The organism is Stenotrophomonas sp. Marseille-Q4652 (assembly GCF_916618915.1).
Taxonomy (GTDB): Bacteria; Pseudomonadota; Gammaproteobacteria; order Xanthomonadales; family Xanthomonadaceae; genus Stenotrophomonas.
The window spans coordinates 916,636-937,367 of sequence record NZ_CAKAKE010000001.1; the positions used below are offsets into that span (position 1 = coordinate 916,636).

9 protein-coding genes and 1 pseudogene are annotated in these 20,732 nt (G+C 65.6%); 3 read left to right on the forward strand and 7 right to left on the reverse strand.

The window, feature by feature from the left end:
- Window positions 1–154 precede the first annotated feature (154 nt).
- From LG380_RS04255 to LG380_RS04265, 3 genes are all read right to left on the reverse strand, one after another.
- Entirely contained in the window at window positions 155–3,952 is a 3,798-nt protein-coding gene (locus tag LG380_RS04255; RefSeq protein ID WP_225763757.1) for a CHAT domain-containing protein, read from the reverse strand.
- Between the two features lie 16 nt (window positions 3,953–3,968).
- Entirely contained in the window at window positions 3,969–4,385 is a 417-nt protein-coding gene (locus LG380_RS04260) for an OsmC family protein (protein ID WP_225766443.1), read from the reverse strand.
- 123 nt (window positions 4,386–4,508) lie between these two features.
- Window positions 4,509–4,670, reverse strand: coding sequence for a hypothetical protein (locus tag LG380_RS04265; protein WP_225763758.1), 162 nt, complete (start codon window positions 4,668–4,670; stop codon window positions 4,509–4,511).
- Between the two features lie 184 nt (window positions 4,671–4,854).
- On the opposite strand from LG380_RS04265, the gene LG380_RS04270 reads away from it, so the two are divergent.
- Window positions 4,855–7,023, forward strand: a complete 2,169-nt coding sequence (locus LG380_RS04270; protein WP_225763759.1) for a hypothetical protein — start codon at window positions 4,855–4,857, stop codon at window positions 7,021–7,023.
- Here the strand turns inward: LG380_RS04270 and LG380_RS04275 are convergent.
- The 4 genes from LG380_RS04275 to LG380_RS04295 form a co-directional block, all read right to left on the reverse strand.
- Window positions 7,020–10,226: a tetratricopeptide repeat protein gene (locus LG380_RS04275; protein ID WP_225763760.1), complete on the reverse strand. Its 3,207-nt coding sequence runs from the start codon at window positions 10,224–10,226 to the stop codon at window positions 7,020–7,022. The two genes, LG380_RS04270 and LG380_RS04275, sit on opposite strands and share 4 nt — an antisense overlap.
- 123 nt (window positions 10,227–10,349) lie before the next feature.
- Window positions 10,350–13,346: a DEAD/DEAH box helicase gene (locus tag LG380_RS04280; protein ID WP_225763761.1), complete on the reverse strand. Its 2,997-nt coding sequence runs from the start codon at window positions 13,344–13,346 to the stop codon at window positions 10,350–10,352.
- A 15-nt stretch (window positions 13,347–13,361) separates the two neighbouring features.
- On the reverse strand, window positions 13,362–18,017 hold the full coding sequence (locus LG380_RS04285; RefSeq protein ID WP_225763762.1) for a hypothetical protein: 4,656 nt from the start codon (window positions 18,015–18,017) through the stop codon (window positions 13,362–13,364).
- Between the two features lie 481 nt (window positions 18,018–18,498).
- A complete protein-coding gene (locus LG380_RS04295) occupies window positions 18,499–18,723 on the reverse strand; it encodes a hypothetical protein (protein ID WP_225763763.1) in 225 nt (74 codons plus the stop codon).
- 459 nt (window positions 18,724–19,182) lie between these two features.
- Between LG380_RS04295 and LG380_RS04300 the strand changes: the two are divergent.
- Window positions 19,183–20,102, forward strand: a pseudogene (locus tag LG380_RS04300) (cation diffusion facilitator family transporter).
- Window positions 20,103–20,217: 115 nt separating this feature from the next.
- Entirely contained in the window at window positions 20,218–20,634 is a 417-nt protein-coding gene (locus LG380_RS04305) for a CopL family metal-binding regulatory protein (RefSeq protein ID WP_225763764.1), read from the forward strand.
- Window positions 20,635–20,732 lie beyond the last annotated feature (98 nt).

Sequence of the window (20,732 nt, forward strand, 5' to 3'; positions counted from 1 at the left end):
GGGAACCCAACGTGCTGATCGCCGAGTGGTATCTGCGTGCGGCGCGTGCGCAGGGACATTCACATTCGGCAGCTGTGGCTCAATAGATTGCGGCCAGTCGAGCGAGATCGCGATGCCTCATGTTCAGCGGCGCGAGCGAGTTCTCTGAGCATCGCTATCGCGCGGCATTGAGGGCGACGCGTCGTAGGAATGGATTGCCATAGAGCGTCAGCGCCATGGCGTCCTGTGGTTCGTTGCCCATCTGCGCACTGACGGCACGGTTGCCCGCAGCGTTGGCTTCGAGCAGGGTTTGGCCGCCATCCCACGCGGCGAGGAATGCCGGAAGCCAGTGAGAAGGCACGCGCGCGTCCAACGGCCAGGGTGAGGCTATAACAGCGGCGCTCCCGCGATCGAGCAGTTGCTTGGGCAAGCCCACCGCCGTGCTGGCGGCGGGGTGTTCGTCCTGGCGTCCGCCATTGCACACGAACAAGACCACCACGCCGGCGCCTTCGAGTGCGCGTGCCAAGGCGGGCCCGCTGACCCGCAGCTGTGCCTCGTCCGCGATGCCCCTGAAGAAGCGATTGTCGTCCGCGAGGCCCCCGTGCGCGGCGACGATCACCAGCTGTGCACCTTTGAGGCAGTCAGGCACCTGCGCGCCCGTTTGCAACGTCACGGCATGCTCGGCAAGTACATCCGTGACGCGCTCGGCCACCGTGACCAGCGTACCGTTCGCCTCACCTTCGACCGCCGTGGGAATCCATGCCGCCGGCGGCCCCAACGCGCGATGCGGCAACGCCGTGACCGCACGCAGCCATGTCAGCGATGGCGCGACGGCCAACTGGGTCGTGCGGCCGAGGAGCTCGCCATCCACGAGCAGCAACTGCGGCGGGAGCCGCTGCAGCCGGGTATCCAGAACGAACAACGCCCGATCGCCCGCGCCCGCGGACAAGCCCAGGTCACGCATGCTGGTGTAGAACAGGTTGGGGTCACGCGGACGCCGTGCGACCCCGGGCCCATCCCTGGGGCCGCCATCGGCGTAGGCGTAGGGAAAACGCCTCGACCAGACGTGCAGCGCTGGCATCGAGAACGCCTCATGCTCGCGCCGCACCGTGATGGCGCCGGCTTCGGCGCTGACGCGAATCAGACGGTCTTGGTGATCGATGGCCAGCAGCTCTATGCGAACGCCGTGCTGCGAGAGCGCCTGCAGGGCTTGTGCAGGCTCGTCCAATGTCGCCGGCAACCAAGCGCCTTCGACGGCACCCGGAACGGCAATCGCGTGATCGGTCGTCAGTTCGGCGGCGAAACTTGCCGTCCGCGCGTCCGTCAGTGTCGCCTCGTCCGCCAACTGCGCCCTCGCCGCGCGAACTAGGTACTGCACGTCGAATCCGACATCGTCGGCGTAGCGCGCCTGCTGCACCGCCTGGACGCGCTCCAGCAGCCGCTCGGGCCCTACGGCGTCATGGGCTGCCAAGCGTACGAGCTCCGCGGTGATCGCTCCTGCTGCCCCGATCGCCTCCTCAACATGGGCTCGCAGCGCGGGCTCGATCGCGATGCCCAGCCCTTCGGCATGGCGCATCACCTGTATCGCGATCATCAAGATGGTGGCTAGTTCGTCGTCCTCGCGCCGAACCGCCTGAAGGTTGGCATCGATGGCGGCGAGCAGCGGCGGCCATGGCGCCGGGTCTGCGGCCCGCGTCGCCATGAGCTCGGCCATCGCGATACCCACGCGCACGGTCTCGATCCGATGCCCGCGACGCTCGAAGTCTCCCAGCTGATGCAGCAGCCGCTCACACCGATCTAAGAGCTGCCGCGCGGTGTCCCACAGTCCCGCATCCCTCAAGGCGCGAACCACCCCCATCGTTTCGTAATAGGCCTGATCGAGCGCCACGGCGCCTCGTGTCGCCAGCGCGCAACCAAAAGCCAGAAGCGCGCGCGATTCGTTTCCCATCCGATGAAACACGTCGCCATAGGCGAACCACGCCAAGCGAAGACGATCCGGGCGGCCCTGCGTGGCCGCCAATCCAGCCTCCACCAGGTCGCGCGCCAGTTGCGCTTCCCCCGTCGTCACCAGGCGGCTGGTCACCATCCGCAGGATCTCCAGGTCCTCGTTTCGCCGCTGCGCATGGGGCGCGAGCGCGAAGGAGACCAGCGCCATCAACCGCAACGTTGGACCGTCGTCCGCCTGCTCCCGTTCAATCACGTGCTGCACCATGCGCTTGATAAACCGCAGTGCCGAATCGGCAGGCATCGTCAGCATTTCTCGGGGCAGCACAACCTTGCCCAGATCGACGGCGCGTTGCTGCTTTAGCCAAGCGGCCACGCGTCCGTACAAGGCCATGACATCGTTGGGCTCCACAGGCTCGTCACCCTCGGCGTCCGCCGGCGGCTGCGGTTCCGGGTGCGGTGCGCCAGCGATACGGAGCAACGCGAAGGCGAGTAGTGCCATACCCACGGTGCCCGCGACCTCGACCGATAGCAGCTCATCCAGCCGCTCGCGCGTCCCGGTCTCGGCGGGGTGATTGGCTAAATAGAGCAGCATGAACAGGACCGCGTCTGCCAACACGTCCTGTGCGCCGTCCTCACCGCGCAGGAGCACCCGCTCAATTGCCCACATCAACGCCATTGCGGCAGGGCGAGCCAAGGGCGACGTCTCGCCCATCGACGAGGCAATCAGCGCGACGTGCAGAGGCAAGTCACGACGTCGCGCATCCAGCGTCATCGCCAACCGAGTCTCGCCGCGAAGGTCGGGCCATTGCCCATCCAGCGCCTCCACCGCGGCCACATAGTCCGGCACGCGCTCCGGGAGCACGGTGGTCAGGACGGCGTCGATGTAGTCGTCGAGCGGTAACGGGATGCCGTACTCGGTTCGGGCCAGCGGCCCGTCACGGGTCGCCAGGAACAGCCTGCGCAATTGGTGGTCCCGAAGCGCCGTGGATGTTGGAAAGTTCGCGGCCAACCACGCCAGGCTTCGCGTCTCGATGACCGCGGACGGGACCGATTCGGTCAGTTCCAGCGCCAGTTCGTTGAGGTCCAAGTCACTCAGTTCGTTTGCACTGGCATCCATCAGCTGTCGCGCCAGCTCGAGGTCGTCGGCACCGAGCGCCATCGTCGCGAGCTTGAGTTTCAGATCGGCCGGTGTCTGCTCCAGATGGGGCAGATAGGCCCGAACAAACTCCATGGCGCGCAGCGTCCGCCCGCCGCGATGCAGAACCTGTGCCTTCGTCAGCATCTTGACGGGTGGCGTCCAGCCCGCCGTGGCATCGATTTCGCCTAGCACCGACAGTATGTCGCCGTGCTCGATCCGCTCGACCCACTCTTGGAACCGCCTCATTTGCGCATCCCCCACGGCGTTCGCCACGTCGGCACCCCAGATCGACGCCTCCATGCCACGCAGCGCATCCAGATTGCGCGCCAAGCCCGGCAAATACTCCCCGGCGTCGATCAGCACGTACGTCTCCTCCCCCGCACGGTCCCGGCACAGATTCGCGAGATCCATCAAGTGCGGCACCCACCGATCTTCGGGCGCCTGCAATGTCGCAGGCGCGCGAACGGGCGCATCGATGCGGCGGAAACGTGCGCCGCCCACCACGATCACGAAGCTGCCCGCTGGCGCCGCCGCCACGGTGCGCAGCACCTCATCGGTCTCGAAGGTTGTCATGCGATGCACTTGCAGCCGGCGCGCGAGCACCTCGCGTTCCTCGGCGTCCATGGGATCGGGGCGCACCCGCGTGACATCTCTTTCGACATCGGCTGCCGCCGTGTCCAGAACGTCGGGAGGCAAGATCACGACCGCCTGCCTGAAGGCGGGGCGGCCTTCGGCATTGGTCATCCCCGCAAGCACGACGAACACCAGGCGTGCCAGGCGTGTGCTCTGGTGGTTCGGTCCCATCAGCGCCAGATTCAAATCGCTCAGGTTTCCATCGCGAAACAGGTCAAGCCAAGGGACATCGCCCGGGTCGAGCATCGCGGCCATGGGGACTCTCGGGAGGTCAGGGTGAAGACACGGACGGCGGGGCGGGCAACGCGCTGGTTACGATCTCCGCCCCTTCGCGCATGGCCCGGGTCACCGGCGAACGATCGGCGATCTCCATGAGGCGCGCCCATTGCTCTGCGCTCAGTTCGCGGTCGCTGTGCAGGATCCGTTGTACACGTACGGCACCCGTCTCATCGCGTCGTAAGATAAGTTCGGCACGGAAGGCGCCGATGTCCCATGCCCTCCTTTTCGCATACATGCGAATAGTGATCGCCGTGCACGCTGCCAGAGCCGCCAGGTACAGGTCGAACGGCGCCGGACCCTGCCCTTGGCCGCCCAGTACTACGGGCTCATCGGTGACCAGGTCGAAGTGACCGGCGCGAATTCGATGCTGGAAGTCCACATCGGTGGACGTCACCGATGCCTTGCTCAATACAGCCATGTCTCCTCCGAACGCAGCACCCGGCCCGGCCGCCAGCTGGGGCGTCCGATGTCCATTATTCCGCACCGGGGCGCCCGTCCGTCGGCACGCCAGCCACTGTCGTTCGTAGCGCGGCTAGGTGCCGATGCCGGGGATCAGGCGGGTCACGTAGGCGTAAAAGCCCAGAGCCAGTAAAACGGTGAAGCCGATGCGGAACAAGTAGGCGTTGGTCCGGCGCTTGGATTGCTCGGTTTCCACACCACAGCGTTCGCACGTGTCATCGCGCTTTCGCTGCATGAAACCGCAGTTGGGACAGGAAATCGTTCGGCGGGGCACGGGAAACCCACGTTTTTGGTGGAGGAGCCTCCTTCTCGCTCAAGTTGCTCTCACCGGCTGAGACTGCCAACCCGACACCTTCGCCTTGTGGGTTGGCGGCTCCGCCCCCACGTTTGCCAGTCTCTGCCCATAGCTCCCTTTTCCCATGAGCGTCGCCGCGATCGAACAACAGTTGCAGGGCAACCCTTCGGTCTCAGCCAAGGAAGCCTGGGTGCGTGCGAATGCCCACATCGGGGGCACGGAAAAGCTGTCGCGCAGCGATCTGGGGCGTTTAGCGGAGCTGATCCGTGGCAACCGCCGCCAGGAGGCTGCGGCGCTACTGCTTGCCTTGGCGCTGGCCTCCGGCGCCAATGAGCTGGTGGCAGGCCTGAGGCGCCAAGGCCTGCTGCGTGCGTCGCGCTACGACTTCAAGATCGCGAGCCTCCGCGAGCTCGTGCGCCTGCTGGGGCGACTCGCGGACGCTCTGGACCTGCAGCCACGCTGGATCGAGTATTTGATCTCCGTCGACGCGCTGTACGAACTCGCCGCGGACGCCAAGCGACAGCGCGATGGATTGTTGTCGCGGCTGTCGAGTCGCCGCGGCCGAGCGCTCAAGAGTTTCCTGGTCATGGCCAACCAGGAGTTTGCTCGCCGCACTCAGATCGCACTCGATGCCCAATCCGGTGGCCTGACCGCGGCGGGACTGAGAAGCCGACTGGACGCTGAAGACACGGCCACGGCGGTGTCGCGCATCCTGGCGCTGGCACAGGATGCGACCGGCCTGCGCATGGTAGATTTCGCCTTTACCGACGAGCAGGCGCTCAATCCCAAAAACGACACCTATCGGCAAGACCTGGACTGCGCTTTCCGACTGGACGAGCTCTCACGCGCCGAGACCTTGATCGATGGCCTGCCCTATCGGGCACAGATTCGCGGCGAACGGGTAGTCGTTGGGTCGATCGACCCGGACGTGGAGAAATCCGTGCGGGCGGGCTACGTGCAGATGGAAATGCAGATGCTGATCCGTCGAGTCGAAATGGAGAAAATCTGGGCGCAGGCGGCCGCGCCGCCCGTGTCATTGACGACGGTGTTCCAGCGCTACTACGACGACGTGATCTCCAGGTTCGTCGAGATCAAGGACAAGCCCATCCGCCGGATCACGTTCGGCATCCCCGGAATCCCGCATCTGTTTGATCCCCTCGCGGACGATCGACTGTTTCGCGAAGACTTCCTGGCTCTTCTGCAGCTGGACGTGGACGACTACGAGGACTTCGAGTTGGGGCCGTTCGACGTGGCCCCAGGCGTGCAATCGATCGACTTGTTCCGGGTCAGTCGCTTGTTCGCGCTCATGGAGCACCTGTTCCAGTGCGAACTCGCGAAGGTTGCCGATTTCGCCGAGCGACAGCGGCTCGCCTTGCATTCGATCATTGCCGTGCTTCGCCACGAACAACTGCTCGCCTTTCTCGGAACGGTGCTCCCGGTCGAGACGGCGGAAAAAGTAATCGAACTTCTCTCCTGGAACGACTGCCGCAGCTTCGTTGACCTGCAGTACACCCCGTTCCTCAAGGTCGATGGCTACTACCTGCTCGCGCCGTCGCTGATCGCGCACTCCAACCTGGTTCGCAATATCGCGTTTGCCAACGGCCTCAACGAAAAGCGCCTGGCCGAAACGGAGGAAGACCCGATGCCGGCTGCCGTCGAGGAAGCCCTCCGCGACGCCGGGTTCAAAGTCGGGGTCGAGGTCCAGAGCACGAATCGTTCGGCAGATACCGACTTGGTGGCCTATCGGGATGGCACTCTTTACTTGATCGAGTGCAAGAACGCGTACCACCCCTGCAATGCGCACGAGATGCGCAACAGCTACGAGCACATCCGCAAGGCGGGCAAGCAGTTGACCGAAAGGCGCGACCGGTTCGGGAAGACTGAACACCTGAAGCGGATCTGGGAGCGCTTGGGCTGGGACATGCCGGCGCCCACCCGGATCCGCACTGTCGTGCTCATCGCCAATCGCGTATTCACCGGCTCGTCCATTGACGGTCACCCGGTGCGCCAGGCGCACGAGTTCATCAACGTCGTGTCCAAGGGCGAAATCCGCAGCCCCGACACGATCTATCGGTTCTGGGACGGCGACACGTTGACGACGGTCGACGTCGATCGCTACCTGGCGGGCGATGGCGTGATGGGAGACCACTTCGCCTCGCTCGACAGGGTCGACTACGAGTTCGACTTCGGCGCCCGCACGCTCGTGTTCGAAAGCTGGCGGTACGACCTGCTGAAGCACCATGAAATCGTCAAGACGCGCTATGCCGATCGCGCCGAGGCCATCATTGGCTAGCGCTTCGCAGGAGCCAAACCTCGCAGCTCCAGAAAGCTTATCTCGGGATCGACTGGGCGCACGTCGGCGGCCAACTTCACGCTGAGCGACCGCTTGAGCACGGGCAGGTGCTTGAGCAGTACCGGCTGGGCCTGTCCCTCCGGCAACACCATCGCCATCAGCAGGTACGCGCCGAAACGCTGGTAGTCGGTCAAGAAGCGGCTCAGGTTCGCGTCATCGGCTGGCTCCATCGACAGCGACCGGGACACGACCATGGGTTGGCCTGTCTGCGTGTCGAGGTCCGTGTCGGGCAGGCGGGACGTCACGACCATGCCGTAGTGCGCCGGATGTGCGCTCGAGTACTGGCGAATGATGGCGATGTAGATCTCTTCGGCCTCGTCACGCTCCCCAAAGCGCTCGCGCCATCGTTCGAAGATGCGCGTCGCGGCGTCCGCGTTCCTGAACATCAGCGCCATGAAAGGCGGTGCGGATGGGCCGAGGCTCCCGTACGCCGTTCCGGTCCATCCGGCCTGGTCCCACTGGTGCACGTCGATCACCGAGCGCACCTGGACCGCGAGATGGTCCGTCACTTTCCGCGGATCCGACACTTCGTCTCGCTCCCGCGCTGGCGACGCAGCGGACTGCGTGGGCGCTTGCGGAACCACCGTCGGTCGATCGGCTCGCAGTTCGTGCACCCGAGGCGAATGCTTGTCCCATTTGGACAGGCGGGCCACCCCACCGAAGATGCGGTGCCGGCTCAGGCACAGCGATCCCACCATGGCCAAGCGGTCGGCCGCCGCGTCGCCTTCCAGAAGCCGCAACGCCGCCTCTGCATGGCTGCGCGTATAACAGGTAGCCCAGAACACGGTCGTCGCGGCATCGAACAGCATCCGCTGGAAATCCGGATAGACCGTCGGCGAGCCGGGAAACACGCCGACGGGGCATCGCACCGTCACCCTCATGCGATCCAGATCCGTTTCAACCTGGAAGTTGTCGACCGAGTCCTCGAGCACCTGGATGCTGAAACGTTCGACATGTCCAAAAGCGCCCAGTTCGAACGCTGTGGCGAAGAATGCCTCCACCGCGCCGGCGATGGCCTCGGCCACGATGATCGCCGTGTCGGTGGGCTCGTGCACGATATCCACGCGTACGCCGAGCACCGTCGTCGCGCACACCTGCGTCTGGCCGGCGTTGAAAACGGCTGGCCGCCAGCGCGCCACGCCGGTGGGTTGCCCTGCCATCTTGGCGAACAGGGCCGCGACGTCGTCGGGCGATTCGCTCTGCGGAATCCAGCCTTCCGCCCGCAGGTGGTCTTCGTATCCCAGGCGGTACATCAATGCCGACCAGCTGTGGTGCAGCCCCAGCCCGCGCAATACATCGGGAACTGACGTGAGCTGCGCGAGTTCGGGCTCGGTCAGGCTGACCAGCTGGCAAGCCAGCACCATGTCGAATGACTCGAGCTGCTTGTTCGCGCGCTCGGCGGATTCGTCGTCAAACGGCAATGCCGTCAGGCAGCCACACGCGACTTGGATGGCATCGAGTACGTCTGGCAGATACTTCAAGGACAGCGCCATCCAAGCAACGTTCATCAGTATCGGGAAGACGCTTGCGGGCAACTCGCTGCCGTCGTTGGCGTCGATGAACATCGTGGCCGCGGCGGACATCGCGCTCGCGCGTGCGGCCCAGCCCAAGCCGGCGCTTTTGTAGGCCACGGCCAATTCGGCCAGCGCACTCACCTGCTCCTGCGCGTGTTCCTTCTTCGAGAGCAGCCGCGCCGCGCGTCCGAGCAGGCGGATCATCTCCATGTTTTGTTCGAGCGAGATCTGCCTGGCGCGCCGCAGCAGAATCAAGGCGCCCTCGCTCTCCCCGGTGCGCTTGGCCGTGAAGTCGGCTAGCTGGTCCAGGAGGTCGCGATAACCGCGGTCGTCCCCGGCCACCTCACCGAACCGCTCGATCAGCTGTGACAGGCGTGAGGCATCAAATTCACCGAGTCCCTCGGCCTGCGTGAGTACGTCGGCGAACTTCGGCCAGAGCGCGGCCAGTACCTCGGGGGCCTGCGCCAGCATCGCGCGATTGATCTCGATGGTCAGCCAGGACGTCCGGGCCTCCAGCGCGTTGTTGGGCCGCTCGGTATCCTCCGACAAGGCCGCCAACCGCGCGGTCAGACGTCCGATCCGAGGCTCCAATTGCACGTGCTCGGGCGAGTGCTGTCCGGTGATGACGGCATTGAAGAGCAGTTGCCCCAGATTGCACAGCATCTCCAGATTCGACGCTTGCGAGTCCTCGAGCACTTGGGCCTCGAAGCTGTCATATCCAGCCAGCACGGCGTGCAGGTCGTCGAACCACCAGAACGCGGTCCACAGCGACTCGTAGCGTGCTTCCATCTGCTGCCGATACGTGCCGCCGTCGTCCGCGAGCCGAATCGCGCGAAGGAACCGCCCCTCGACCTCGACCCGAGGCAGTTCCAAGCTGCGCGCCAACTTGGCGGCGACCAGCGCTTCGGTCGCGCGGTGCATTTCCATCCCGCCAAATGCAGACGGATCCGCCAGCTCACGTTCGACTTCGGCCAGTTGCCTGGTGCGTGAGTAGTCTTCAGGACCCACATCACGGTCGCGGGATTCCTCCCCGATGCCAAAGTAATGGAACGCCAGGTCACGTCGATCCTTCTCGATGACTTCGTCGACGATCCAGCTGCGGTCGAGAATCGTCACCGGAACGCCCGCCTCGGCGGTCAGCTCGTCCTCCAGTCTCGCCCGGTCTTTGGCGCGGGCAGCGCGGGACGTCACAAAGAAGATGCGCTGGTACCCGCGCTTGGTCGCCACGATGCCCGCCACGTCGGACCGGGCCTTTTCAGCCCAGGTTCGCTTGGCGCTGAACGCAAAGGCCCATCGCTCGCTGCCGTGGTTGGCGACGCCGACGTAGGTGAGCTTGCTGATTTCGTCAGCGACCGGCGTGGTCTCGGTATCGGCCTTGCTGTCGCCTCCCCCTTCCGGACCGGTCGCCGGTCGCAAGTTGGGGCAAATCGTCCGCTCACACAGTTTCCGACAGAACAGCTCGAAGTCGTGGGTTTGGTTTCGCTCGGTGAGGGTATCCAAGTAGTGCGAGAGGACCTCGGCGCCGAGCCGGTACTGAGATCGGGACGTGGAATCCGAGTAGAGCTCGGGCCGCAATTGGCGCATGAACTGCGATGGCGACGGGCGGCTGGCGGGGTCCTTCGGATACATCATGGGGTGTCCTGTGACATGGGCAACGACACGTCGAGCCTGCCATCGTTGGTGCGCGGACCGGCTAACGGTCCGACGATGATAGCCAGCCGCCCATCGTCGGATTGGCCCGCCTCGCCGGCGTCATGCCCGTGGCCTCATCTGCAGCGCGGTCGCGGCACCGACGCAAGCGCGCAGGGTGTCCGCGTCCAGCGCGGCGAGTGCCGCCGCCGTGGTCGCGCCCGCGCGGGCCAAGGCCAGGCACTGACCACGCGACAGACGGGGGCGCACTTGCGTCAACTCCAGCAGGTCCTTCGGCAAGCCGAATTCCAGGCGCGTCAGTAGGTCATCGAGCGCCATCAGGAATTCGGGTCGATCGGGTACGAGCGTGGAGATGATCTGGTGGGCCGAGCGCAGGTGGAATCGCGTGGCCTCCGCGATCGTCATCAAGCTGCCGTAGCCGATGGAGCCCTGGAACGGCGTGGTCGAGTAGCGTTTCTCGATCACTTCCACCGGGGTGCCTTCGACCCAGTCGAACAGCATGGCCGCTCGCTTGCATCGACCCCAGAACACGAACTGGTCGGCGCGGTAATGCTGCATGGTCCGCATCCGCTCATGACCGTAGCGCTGCGCCATCTCGTTGGCACGCACGGCTTCGGACTGGCCACGTTTCATGATGGGCGTATACACGCCGTCCATCTCCTCGAGCACCTGCACCAACGCCAGCAGATGCAGCGGCGAGGTGGTGCCGAAGTCGATCGGTCGCACCAATTCGACCAGTCGCAAGCTCGACTCCAGCGACAACGACGAGGCGCCGCACGCGCGTCCCAATAGCGTCAGATGCACCCACTCCCCTTCCCGCTCCGCCAGTCCGGCCTGCAACAGCCGCTGCACGAGCGCGGCAACCTCGCGCTGGACACTCGTGACCCACTGCGGGTTGGCGCGAGACGCGGAGTACCCGCCGAAGGTATTCAGCAGCAGTGCCGGGATCTCGTCCTGGCGTACCGCACGCACTTGACTCAGCAAGCGCAGGACCCACGTCGGCAATGCGTCGGGTTGGAAGGAAGAGCGCACGTTCTCGGGCGTGCCCAGCACGTAGCGACGAAACAGTTGCGACCGCTCCATGCTGGTGTCGGCCAACAAGATGGCCTTGCCGGTTTCGTTGAACCCAAGGCGGCCGGCGCGACCAGCCATGTTCTTGTACTCGGCAACCGTAAAGGGGCGGCCGTCTTCCCCCAGAAACTCGTTCTCTGCCAGCACCACGGTGGACGCCGGCGTGTTGATGCCGGCCGCCAGCGTGGTGGTGGCAGCCAGCACGTGGATGCCCCCGTCTGGCCGCCGGTATCCCTTCTCGACCGCCTCGCGCTCCGCCCGAAGCAGATTAGTGTTGTGGAATGCTGTGCCACCCGCCAGACAGCGCCGCAAATCCTGAGAGGCGGTGGTCAGATCCTGCTCCGGCAACGCCGCCAGCACCTCGCTCGCCGGCGGCAGGCCGAGTTCCTTGGCGAGGTAGCGTGCGCAGCCTTGGGCCGTTCCGCGCTGGTTGCGGAAGATGAGCAATTTCTCCCCCTCGCCCACCAGTTGCTGCGCGAGCGGCACGATGATGTCCTGCGAACTGGGCTTGTCGCCCCTCTGCACGATGCGTCGACGCAACAGCACTTCTGTCTTGGTGGTGCCATCGGCGTCTACAAACTGGAAGTTGCCTTGGCGGTCCAGCACCCCTTCGACCAGCGGCACGGGGCGCTCGCGCGACAGCAGCAACGGCACGTCAAGCCAGCGATCGAAACTATTGAGGTCGCCGATCACGGCCGATAGCACGAGTAGTTGTGGCTGGATAGCTCGCTGCCGTGCACGCAACAGCATCGAGAAAATTAGTTCGACCGTGATGCCCCGGTGAGGATCGGTGATGAACTGACCCTCGTCGACCACCACCACGCCCAGCTGATTGAGCAGGCGGGGCGATCGCAAGGCCAGATTCAAGAAGGTCTCGTAGGTGAAAAATGCCAAGTCGTATCGACCCGCCATGACCGGGCCGATGCCATCAGAAGAGTCGCCACTGCAGCGAACCACGCGGACGCCGGCCGGACCGTAGCGCTCGGTGAATTCGTCGAACTTCTCATTGACCAACGCGCGATAGGGCAGCAGGAACACCGCCTTCTTGCCGGCTACGACGGCCTGCAGCGCCGCCAGTTCCCCCACCAGCGTCTTACCGGAGCTGGTCGGCGCCACGACCAGCAGCGACCGGCCGGCCAGTACGCCGAACTCGTTGACCGCCTTGAGCTGGAGTGCGTTGAGACCTTGCGGGAACTCGCGGGTCCACTGGGACACCACGTCCGGCGGGAAACCATGCTGGGCAAATTCTGCGAAATCGCCCGACATCGTCTGGATAGCGTGTGAGGGAAACGCGGCGGCAAAGTTGTCCCCGCGCTGCAGCCGCGGAAAGCTCAGTCCGCCCTTGACGCTGCCGAGGAACTCCGGCGTTTGGGTAAGGCTCAGCCGCTCGGCCTCGACGCGCGTGAGTCGAATGATCTCGCCGGCCAGCTCCGGAAAGCTTACCGTGTCGGCGTCGCCGCCGCTCCATGCGCTGATCACGGCATAGGTCAGCAGCCCGTGCCCGGTTCCTGGCTGTTCCCATGCGGCTTCGTTGGGCGCGCAAGCCGACAAGAGGATGCGGCCTTCGCCTGCGATGCCGTGCAGGGCGAAGGCGTTCCGGGGCTGGCTGGCGACCTCCAGGACCCGCGCCGGCGCCTGCCCGCTGAAGCAACAGTCCAGGATGCACAACACTGCCTGGGCTCGACTCGTCTGGAACGCTTCTGCCAATGCCGCCATCGAGACGGCGGTTCCAGGGAGGTCACTCGCGTCGGTGTCGAATGCCACCAGGCGGCCATCGGGAGAACCGTGCCCCGCGAAACTCACGATGACGACGTCGTCCGGCGTCGCGCTCGTCAGCGCGCCAAGGATCGACTGTCCCACCGCGTCGTGCGTGGCTGCCTCGTCCAACAGGAGACGCGGGGCAAGACCAGGGATGGTGTCGGAGAACAACGCCCACAGTGCGGTCGCATCGCGCGTCGCACCGCTGAGTTCGGAAATCGAAGGATCCTGGTGCTTGCTGACGCCGATGAAGACCGCCTTGATCGCCATGTCGTTTCCTTGAACTCAGTCCCGTCGAGACAACCGCCACGGCCAAACGCGCTCTTCGGTGTCACGACCGAGGAACTTGCGCTCCAGGTGCAGGTGGGTGCTCTCGGCACCGTGCTTCCAGTCCGGCTGCCTGACGGCCCACTGCCGTCGCTTGATGGCCTTCAACGCCTCCGAGTTCGGGCTGACCTCGGCTTCCGATGCCTGCCACGTCAGCGCATGACGGTCGGCGCATTGCCAGAACAGGACCCAGGCCGCATACGCCTCTTCGCGGACTTCCAACCGCCAGTACTCCCGCCACCAGTGCCGCGCGCATGCTTCGTGGTGGCGCAACCGCGCCGAGCGACGCGCCACGTCTTCGGCCCAAGACGTCGACGGCCCTTCGGCCCACGCGTCAGCCACGGGCAATTGGTTGTCGCTCCGGAACCCGGCTAGCGTCGCGCCCCGCTGCTGCCGCCACGGCAACGGCGAGGCGGCGTCGCGCGCAATGTGATCTTCAAGCCAAGCCCGGTGACCATTGATCTGAGCCACCAGCGCGATCTCGTAGAGCTCGGCGTCGGTGTTGGCTTCTTCCAGCGATAGCAACGCGTCGCGAGCCGCGACGACGGCCGGTGACTCGGGCGCCCGGAAAAGCACGTGCACCAACTGCGGCACGCCGGCACGCCCCACGATCCGGGTGAACATGGCGCGGGTCAGGGCGTTTCGCAGGCTGACGCCGCGGGGCGGGTCCAGCTCCAGCAAGCCTTCGCACACGGCCAGGAACAAGCCTTCGGCCTGCTGCACGCGAAGCCGAAAATCGTTGCTGAGACTCTCGTGGCCTTCGATCCAGCGGCGAACCACCTCCGGCGCATGCCGGCACAGCGCCAAGCCGTCCTCACGGGTTACGAACTGCAGGTAGAGGCTCGCGCCTTCCTTGCGGGCCTGCTTGATGGCCTTCTCCGCCTGTTCACTAGCCCGCTCCTGCGCTGCCGCCTGGGCGTCGCTGTCGAAGATGTCTCGGAAGGCTTCGGGTGAATGCGGATCCGGCGGCGCCGGTGGTCGGACCGAAAGCCAAGGCGGAGCGGTCGTGTCGTTATCGCGCTCGACGGTTAGGCGAGCGCCGACCTCGAACACGCCCGACGGTCCCTTCGCAAGAATCGCGTCCAGGTGCTCGGCAGCCACCCGCACTTCAGAGGTATCACCGCCGCGTGCTCGCACCGCTTCCAGCAGGCGCCACGGGGCCAATCGACCGGCTACCCGATCAAACGCATGCGACTTGGTGACCTCCATTAGTGCGCCGGTGGCGGCATGCGCCGCCATGGCATCCGTCCCGGGCACGAAGCTCCAGCCTCGGCGCTCGAGGTCCTGACCGAGCCGCTTGGCGTCCGCGCTCTCCAAGACCATGAAAGCGAGCCGGACATCCATGGGGTCGTCCGACGTGGTGAATTGACCGACCCACGCCCACGCGGCGTCGCTGAGCACCGGCGGGGCCGTGACCAGGACGACCACCAGATCGCGCTGCTGCTTCTGACTGCCGTTGCCGAAGCGTCCGATCAGCTCATCGACCTGCTGCGTCGTGAGCGGCAACAGGTTGTCTGTGATCGACAGAGGAATGCGCAGCAAGTCCGCCTCGATGACCAGACTGGCCTGAGCGAGAGCGTCCAGGTCCAGCAGTTCGGCCTGAATCCATTCCGACCCTGCTAGGGTCTCGTCACCCTCATGGGATTCGCGGCCGACCTCGCGCATGGCGCGCGCCGCGGCCACTTCCTCCGGCCCGTACAAGAGCAACGCCCGGTTGATTTCCCAGGATCGGGGCGCGCGCAGGTTCGCAGCCGCAGGGGTTCGGGCGAGTCGGCGACGTAGCGCGGCCAGGGCGCGCGGCGCGCAGCGCGCCATGACCGCCTGCAGCTGCCGGAAATCGTTGTCTTGCGCGGTCAGGTTACGCCCGGTGAACAAGCTGACAGCGTCAATCGCCTCGACCGCGTCGGCGATTTCCTCGCAGAAGGCCGGGGGCGGTACGAAGCTCGGATCAGTCCACATCGCTTCGCAGCGTCGGGCGCGCACGCGCAGCGGCAACGACTTGTCGTTGAGTACGTCCAGCGCATGCCGGCGCTCGAGGCTGAAGATGCTGCGTACCGGGTCGGCGAGATAGTCGTCGTCGTAGTTGAAGCTGCGGCCCAATGACACCTTCATGGCGTTGGCAGCCTCGTCATCCTTGCGCTCGCCAGAAAGGTGCAGCAGCAGCTCGGCCACGCGGCGATTGAGCTGTTCGGCGATCCCGGGCTCCGGCACCCGTTGCAGCATATCGGCCGCCGCGGCCCGAACGGCGGTCGCGACGGCCTCGGGATCCACCGGGTTGAGCAAGCAGGCCCAACGCAACTGGTTCCACCCGGTGTGATTGAAGGAGGTGGAGGCTGCAACGGCCGCCACGCGGAAGACCGGCAGCGCCTGCGCGAGGGGATAGCCCTCCAGCAGCGCTGGCACGTGCTCGCTCCACCGCCCTTCGTCCCGGTCGACCACGCGCATGGCCTCGCCCAGCACCGTCAGCTCGCCCGCGGCATCCACGCCTAGCCGACTGAGCATGCGCTCTCGTCGGTGTCGTTCGGCTTGCGGCTCGGCCTTCTGGCGAATGTCGAGGTCGCGCGAGATCAGCCGAAGCCAGTCATGCGCCCGCGCCAGCACGGCCTGTCGCACGCGAACGTTGGCGCGATCCACCCCACGCAATGCGGCCACGGCGATCTGCCGGCAATAGCCATGCGTGTAGCGATTGGACAGCTCGATCGCGTCGAGCAGGTCCTCCGGCATTTCCGGTGCCAGCGCCTGGGCGTCGCGCACGTGGGTCTCGGCGAGGTTCTGCGTTTGCAACCACGCTGCGACCAGGACGCCCAGGAGGGGGGCGGCGTACTGCGACTGCAAGGCGATGGCGACGGCGGCCTGCAGGATGTCGGCCCGCTGATCCAGTCCGGAAATGGGGTCGAGCCACTTATCCAGTTGGGACTGCAGCGATTGACGGTCCGCGGTCTGCGCCGTCGCCAACAGGAAAACGACCGTCGTGCCCAAGGCGTGCGCCATGAGCTCTGCCGTCAGCTCCACCTTGTGATCGACCCGAGGCAGGACCAACGGCGATCCCATCACCGCGCTCAAGCGTCGATATTTCGCCGGGCTGTCCAGCGTGTCATCGGCGGCCAGCGCGCTCAGTTCCTGCACGGTGAACACCCGTTGACCGGACCGGATCTTCTCGCCCGCCGCCACGAGCCACTGTTCCCACTGCGCGGCGGAGAACTCGCGGCTCATGGACACCCCGGCCGTGTCGCGTCCGTACTCCCACAGCAACCGATGGGTCGTGACGGCGCCGCCGTCCACCAACTTGTCCCGGAATCGGACGACCAACGCGAATAACCGAGGATTGCGGGCCAACGCATGGAGTTCGGGGTGGAGATCACTTCGGGTGAGCCCGTGCTTCGCGAGAATCTGATCGAACTCCCCGCCGTCGCGGTCGTCGTAATCCTTGACTGGAATCGACACCGCGCGGTCTTGCAATCCCGCTAGCCGGTGCAGATGCGTTTCGAAATGATGCGTCCTGGTGGTGGCGATCGCGCGGATCCGACCTCGGAACTGCTCCGATTGCAGTTGGGCGAACAGTTCCACCCACTGCACGCTCGCCTGCTGGTTCAGGCCGTCAAACACGACCAGCAGCGCACTGCCCTCCTCGGCCGGACGCTCCAGCATGCGTTCCAGACGGGCGCGCCAGTGCGTGCGGTCGCGGACCTGCGTCAACTCTTGGAGGCGATCGGCGAGGAAGTCCTTGGCGGCTGAGATCGATCCCATGGCCTGCCCGGCGCCGGGAACAGCGGAGGCAGGGATGAGCAGGACCGGCGGCAACACGTCGGTTCGCTGGATCAGCCAGTCGGCGACGGCCCACGTCTTGCCCACGCCGAACTGACCGCACAGGCAAACGGGCGAACCTGCTGCTGGCGGCGACGCCCACCATGCCTCCAGTGCATGCAGGACCTGCATGCGATGCACCAACGGGTTCTTCCCGCCGGTGACCACCTGGCCGAAGTGCGCACGCGATTCGTAGGGGTCGGTCCAGATCGCGGTCAATCGCTCCCGCGACAGGCGTCGCAGCGTCTCCGTGCCGATCTGCCACGCCGCCATGTCGCGCCGCAGGCGCTCGAGTGTGGGATCGATCGCCGGACGCAGTCGACGCGCGATCTGTCCCGCCTCGGCGCCGAGGTATTGGGTTACCGTGTCGGGGTTCACGGCGAACAAGGCGGCGAGCAGCGGGGTCTCGTGCGCCTTCCAATCGATCACGAGCACCGGCACGCCGAGGCGGTGCGCCTTCGCGAAGAGCGACGCCTCCAACTGCTCGGGTACGTCGCGGGTCACCGCCAGGACCCACACTTCCAGCCCGGGATCGCTGGCAATCGCGTCGTCGAGTTCGCCCTGGAGCTCTCGCGCGCTCAGCGCGGTGGTGTCCTTGTACCGCTTGCACTCGATGCGCAGCGCTCGCTGCTGCCGTCCGCTCGTACCGGCGTCGCCACCGCTCTGGAAGCCCGATTTGGCGACCGCGACGCTCGTACCGAGCAACTCGCCTATCAGCGAAGCAACCAGGTGTTCGAACTTAGTAGGCGGGTCGACCCCTTGTGCCAACGCCCGGAGGCGTTCGAGATCTTGCGGGTCGATCGATGCCATCGATGGGTCTCCGGCTCGCCACAAAGGACGGTCCGCCGCCGACCATCGCCAGCGGACCGCGGATGCGTTACTAGGGATTGCGCTTGTTTGGCACGAATTTTACCAAAGTTGGCGGCGCGTTCCGGCCAATCTCCTTTTTGCGCCAGCCCCCTTGTGAACTATTTCCGGTCGGCCGCCGGGATCGCCCCTCCCCCGGGGTTCCTCCTCGTGCGGAGTCCTCGCCAAATGCTTCCGACAGTAGCTCCGCCAGCACTCGCACCTTTCGCGCGGGATGCCGACTGGGCGAGCGAATCACGTAGAGCCCTGCTTCCGCGGGTGGGAAGCGCGTCATGATCGGAATCAAAGCGCCGCTGTCGAGATGCGGTTGGCTCAGGAAGTCGGGCAAATACGCGATGCCCACGCCGGCCACGGCGGCCGCCGCGAGTGCGGCGCAACTGTCGGCTTTGAAGCGACCTTGTGGGCGGATGGTGACTGTCGTCGCCTAGTCCTGAAACTGCCAGGCCTCGGTGCCGAGCATGAGTGCCTCGTGTGCCAGAATTTCATCGGGCGTTTCTGGCGCGCCGTGACGCCGCATGTATTCGGGACTGGCGACCAGCTTGCCGTAGATCGGGCCGATGCGTTTTGCGATCAGGCTCGTGTCTCGTACCAGCAGTACCTCGTTACCGGCGCTTGCAGCCGAGTACGACTCGACGACCCTAAATGTCATTATCGAGAAATCCCTTTGATGTCGTTAGCGCGCCGGTCACGTCGGTGTCCCGCCGCGAAGCCGATCCTACTCCAACCATACCGACGCGTCCGCCCGTTCCGCTTGGGCTGCTGCCTGGCTTCGCGTACTCGCGATAAATCGATCTAATCCCCTGCCCTATCGATGTTCGCTTCCGGCCAAAGCGGCCTACGATCACGGCGCCGGTATCGTTTACTCGGCGCCCCAACGGCTAGCTGTTGCTGAGCGATTTCAGGTCAGCGACGAACTGCTCGGGATGCGGTGGGTGTGGTAGACCATGACCAACGGGGGCATCCTCCGCCGCGCGAGGAAATCGCTCGGCGCGCGCCGCAATGACAACGTGTACGTACGGGCCACGTGGAGATTCCGGGCGACCCTGGTGATCGTGAGGCGACAGGCTTCGGCTGGCCGGACCCGCGCGCACAGCAGACAATGGTCGCCATGAAACCCCGCGACGGACCGGCCGAAGCCACGCCGGACCTGAAGAAATACGCCTGGCTGGCCATCGTGACCGCGGTGCTGACGGTGCTGCTCAAGGGCAGCGCCTGGGCGATCACCGGCTCGGTGGGCCTGCTGTCGGACGCCGCCGAATCGATGGTCAACCTGGTGGCCGCCATCGTCGCCCTGGTCTCGCTGACCATCGCCGCCCGGCCGGCCGACGACGACCACCACTTCGGCCACAGCAAGGCGGAGTATTTCTCCGCCGCGCTGAAGGGATCATGATCTTCGTCTCCGCGGCCTCGATCATCTACCTGGGCATCGATCGCCTGCTCAACCCCCGGCCGCTGGGATCGCTCGGCATCGGCCTCGCCGTTTCGATCATGGCCGCCGTCCTCAACGGCATCGTCGGGCGGATCCTGATCAAGGTCGGCACGCGCCACCGCTCCATCACCCTGCGCGCCGACGGCAAGCACCTGATGGCCGACGTGTACACCTCGGTCGGGGTCGTGGTGGGCCTGGGGTTGGCGTGGCTGACAGGCTGGAACTGGCTGGATCCGGTGATCGCGATCCTGGTGGGCGTGAACATCCTGGTTGTCGGCTACCGGCTGATGTCCGAATCCGCCTCCGGCCTGATGGACGCGACCCTGTCCCCCGAGGACAACGCCCGAATCCAGGCCATCCTGGACGCGCACGCCGAACCGGGCCGGATCGAATTCCACGCCGTGCGCACGCGCGAGTCCGGGGCCCGCCAGTTCATGGAGATGCACATGCTGGTGCCCGGCGACTGGAAGGTGCTGCGCGGGCATGACGCCATGGAAGACCTGGTGGAGAAGATCGTGGCGGAGTTTCCCGCCATGCGCGTGACCGGGCACCTGGAACCGGTCTCCGATCCCCGCAGCTACGAAGACATGGCCCTGTAGCCGAAAAGCGGGAGGCGACGTTGGGTCAGGCAGGCGACGAAGACCCGCGGCTCGATCCCCCGTGCGTTGTCACTGTATTCATCCGGAGTTTATATCCGCACGTATACTAAGGCGCATGACTTTCCGCGCGCTCCTGATGCGATTGTTCCTGGTCGTTGCCTTGCTCGCCAACGGTCCGGGCATCGCTGGCGCGTCCATGCACATGGAGCACGTGCGCGACTCCGCCGGTGACGTCACCTCGGCACCGACAGCAGCCGAGGCCATGGCGGCCTGCCATGGAGGAGCAGCGGCTGCTACGGGGGCCAATGAACACCATCACCCCCAGGCCACTGACGAGGCCGGAGCGGTATCGCCGTGGGACGACTGCTGTGAGACGGACAGTTGCTGTGCGTGCATGCACCATTGCTTCGCGGCCTTCGCAGGGTCGGCGTCTCCCGTCGTGGAAGTTCTTTACCGGCAGATCGCTGAACCGTTTCTGTCGGTGCACGCGTCCGCGGCCCTGACCAATCACTTCCGACCTCCGATCGGCTAAGTGTCGCTGAGCGCCTTTGAGGCGCCGATGGACCCTGTCCGCGTTGTCCGCACCGACAGGGTCACGCTCGCTTCGCGAGCCCTCGACCTTTCCCGGAG

Excerpts from the sequence above, each read along its gene's own strand:
- LG380_RS04265 (WP_225763758.1), bottom strand. The coding sequence starts at position 4,670 with ATGCAGCGAAAGCGCGATGACACGTGCGAACGCTGTGGTGTGGAAACC.
- LG380_RS04295 (WP_225763763.1), bottom strand. The coding sequence starts at position 18,723 with ATGACATTTAGGGTCGTCGAGTCGTACTCGGCTGCAAGCGCCGGTAAC.
- LG380_RS04275 (WP_225763760.1), bottom strand. The coding sequence starts at position 10,226 with ATGTATCCGAAGGACCCCGCCAGCCGCCCGTCGCCATCGCAGTTCATG.
- LG380_RS04270 (WP_225763759.1), top strand. The coding sequence starts at position 4,855 with ATGAGCGTCGCCGCGATCGAACAACAGTTGCAGGGCAACCCTTCGGTC.
- LG380_RS04280 (WP_225763761.1), bottom strand. The coding sequence starts at position 13,346 with ATGGCGATCAAGGCGGTCTTCATCGGCGTCAGCAAGCACCAGGATCCT.
- LG380_RS04305 (WP_225763764.1), top strand. The coding sequence starts at position 20,218 with ATGACTTTCCGCGCGCTCCTGATGCGATTGTTCCTGGTCGTTGCCTTG.
- LG380_RS04285 (WP_225763762.1), bottom strand. The coding sequence starts at position 18,017 with ATGGCATCGATCGACCCGCAAGATCTCGAACGCCTCCGGGCGTTGGCA.
- LG380_RS04255 (WP_225763757.1), bottom strand. The coding sequence starts at position 3,952 with ATGGCCGCGATGCTCGACCCGGGCGATGTCCCTTGGCTTGACCTGTTT.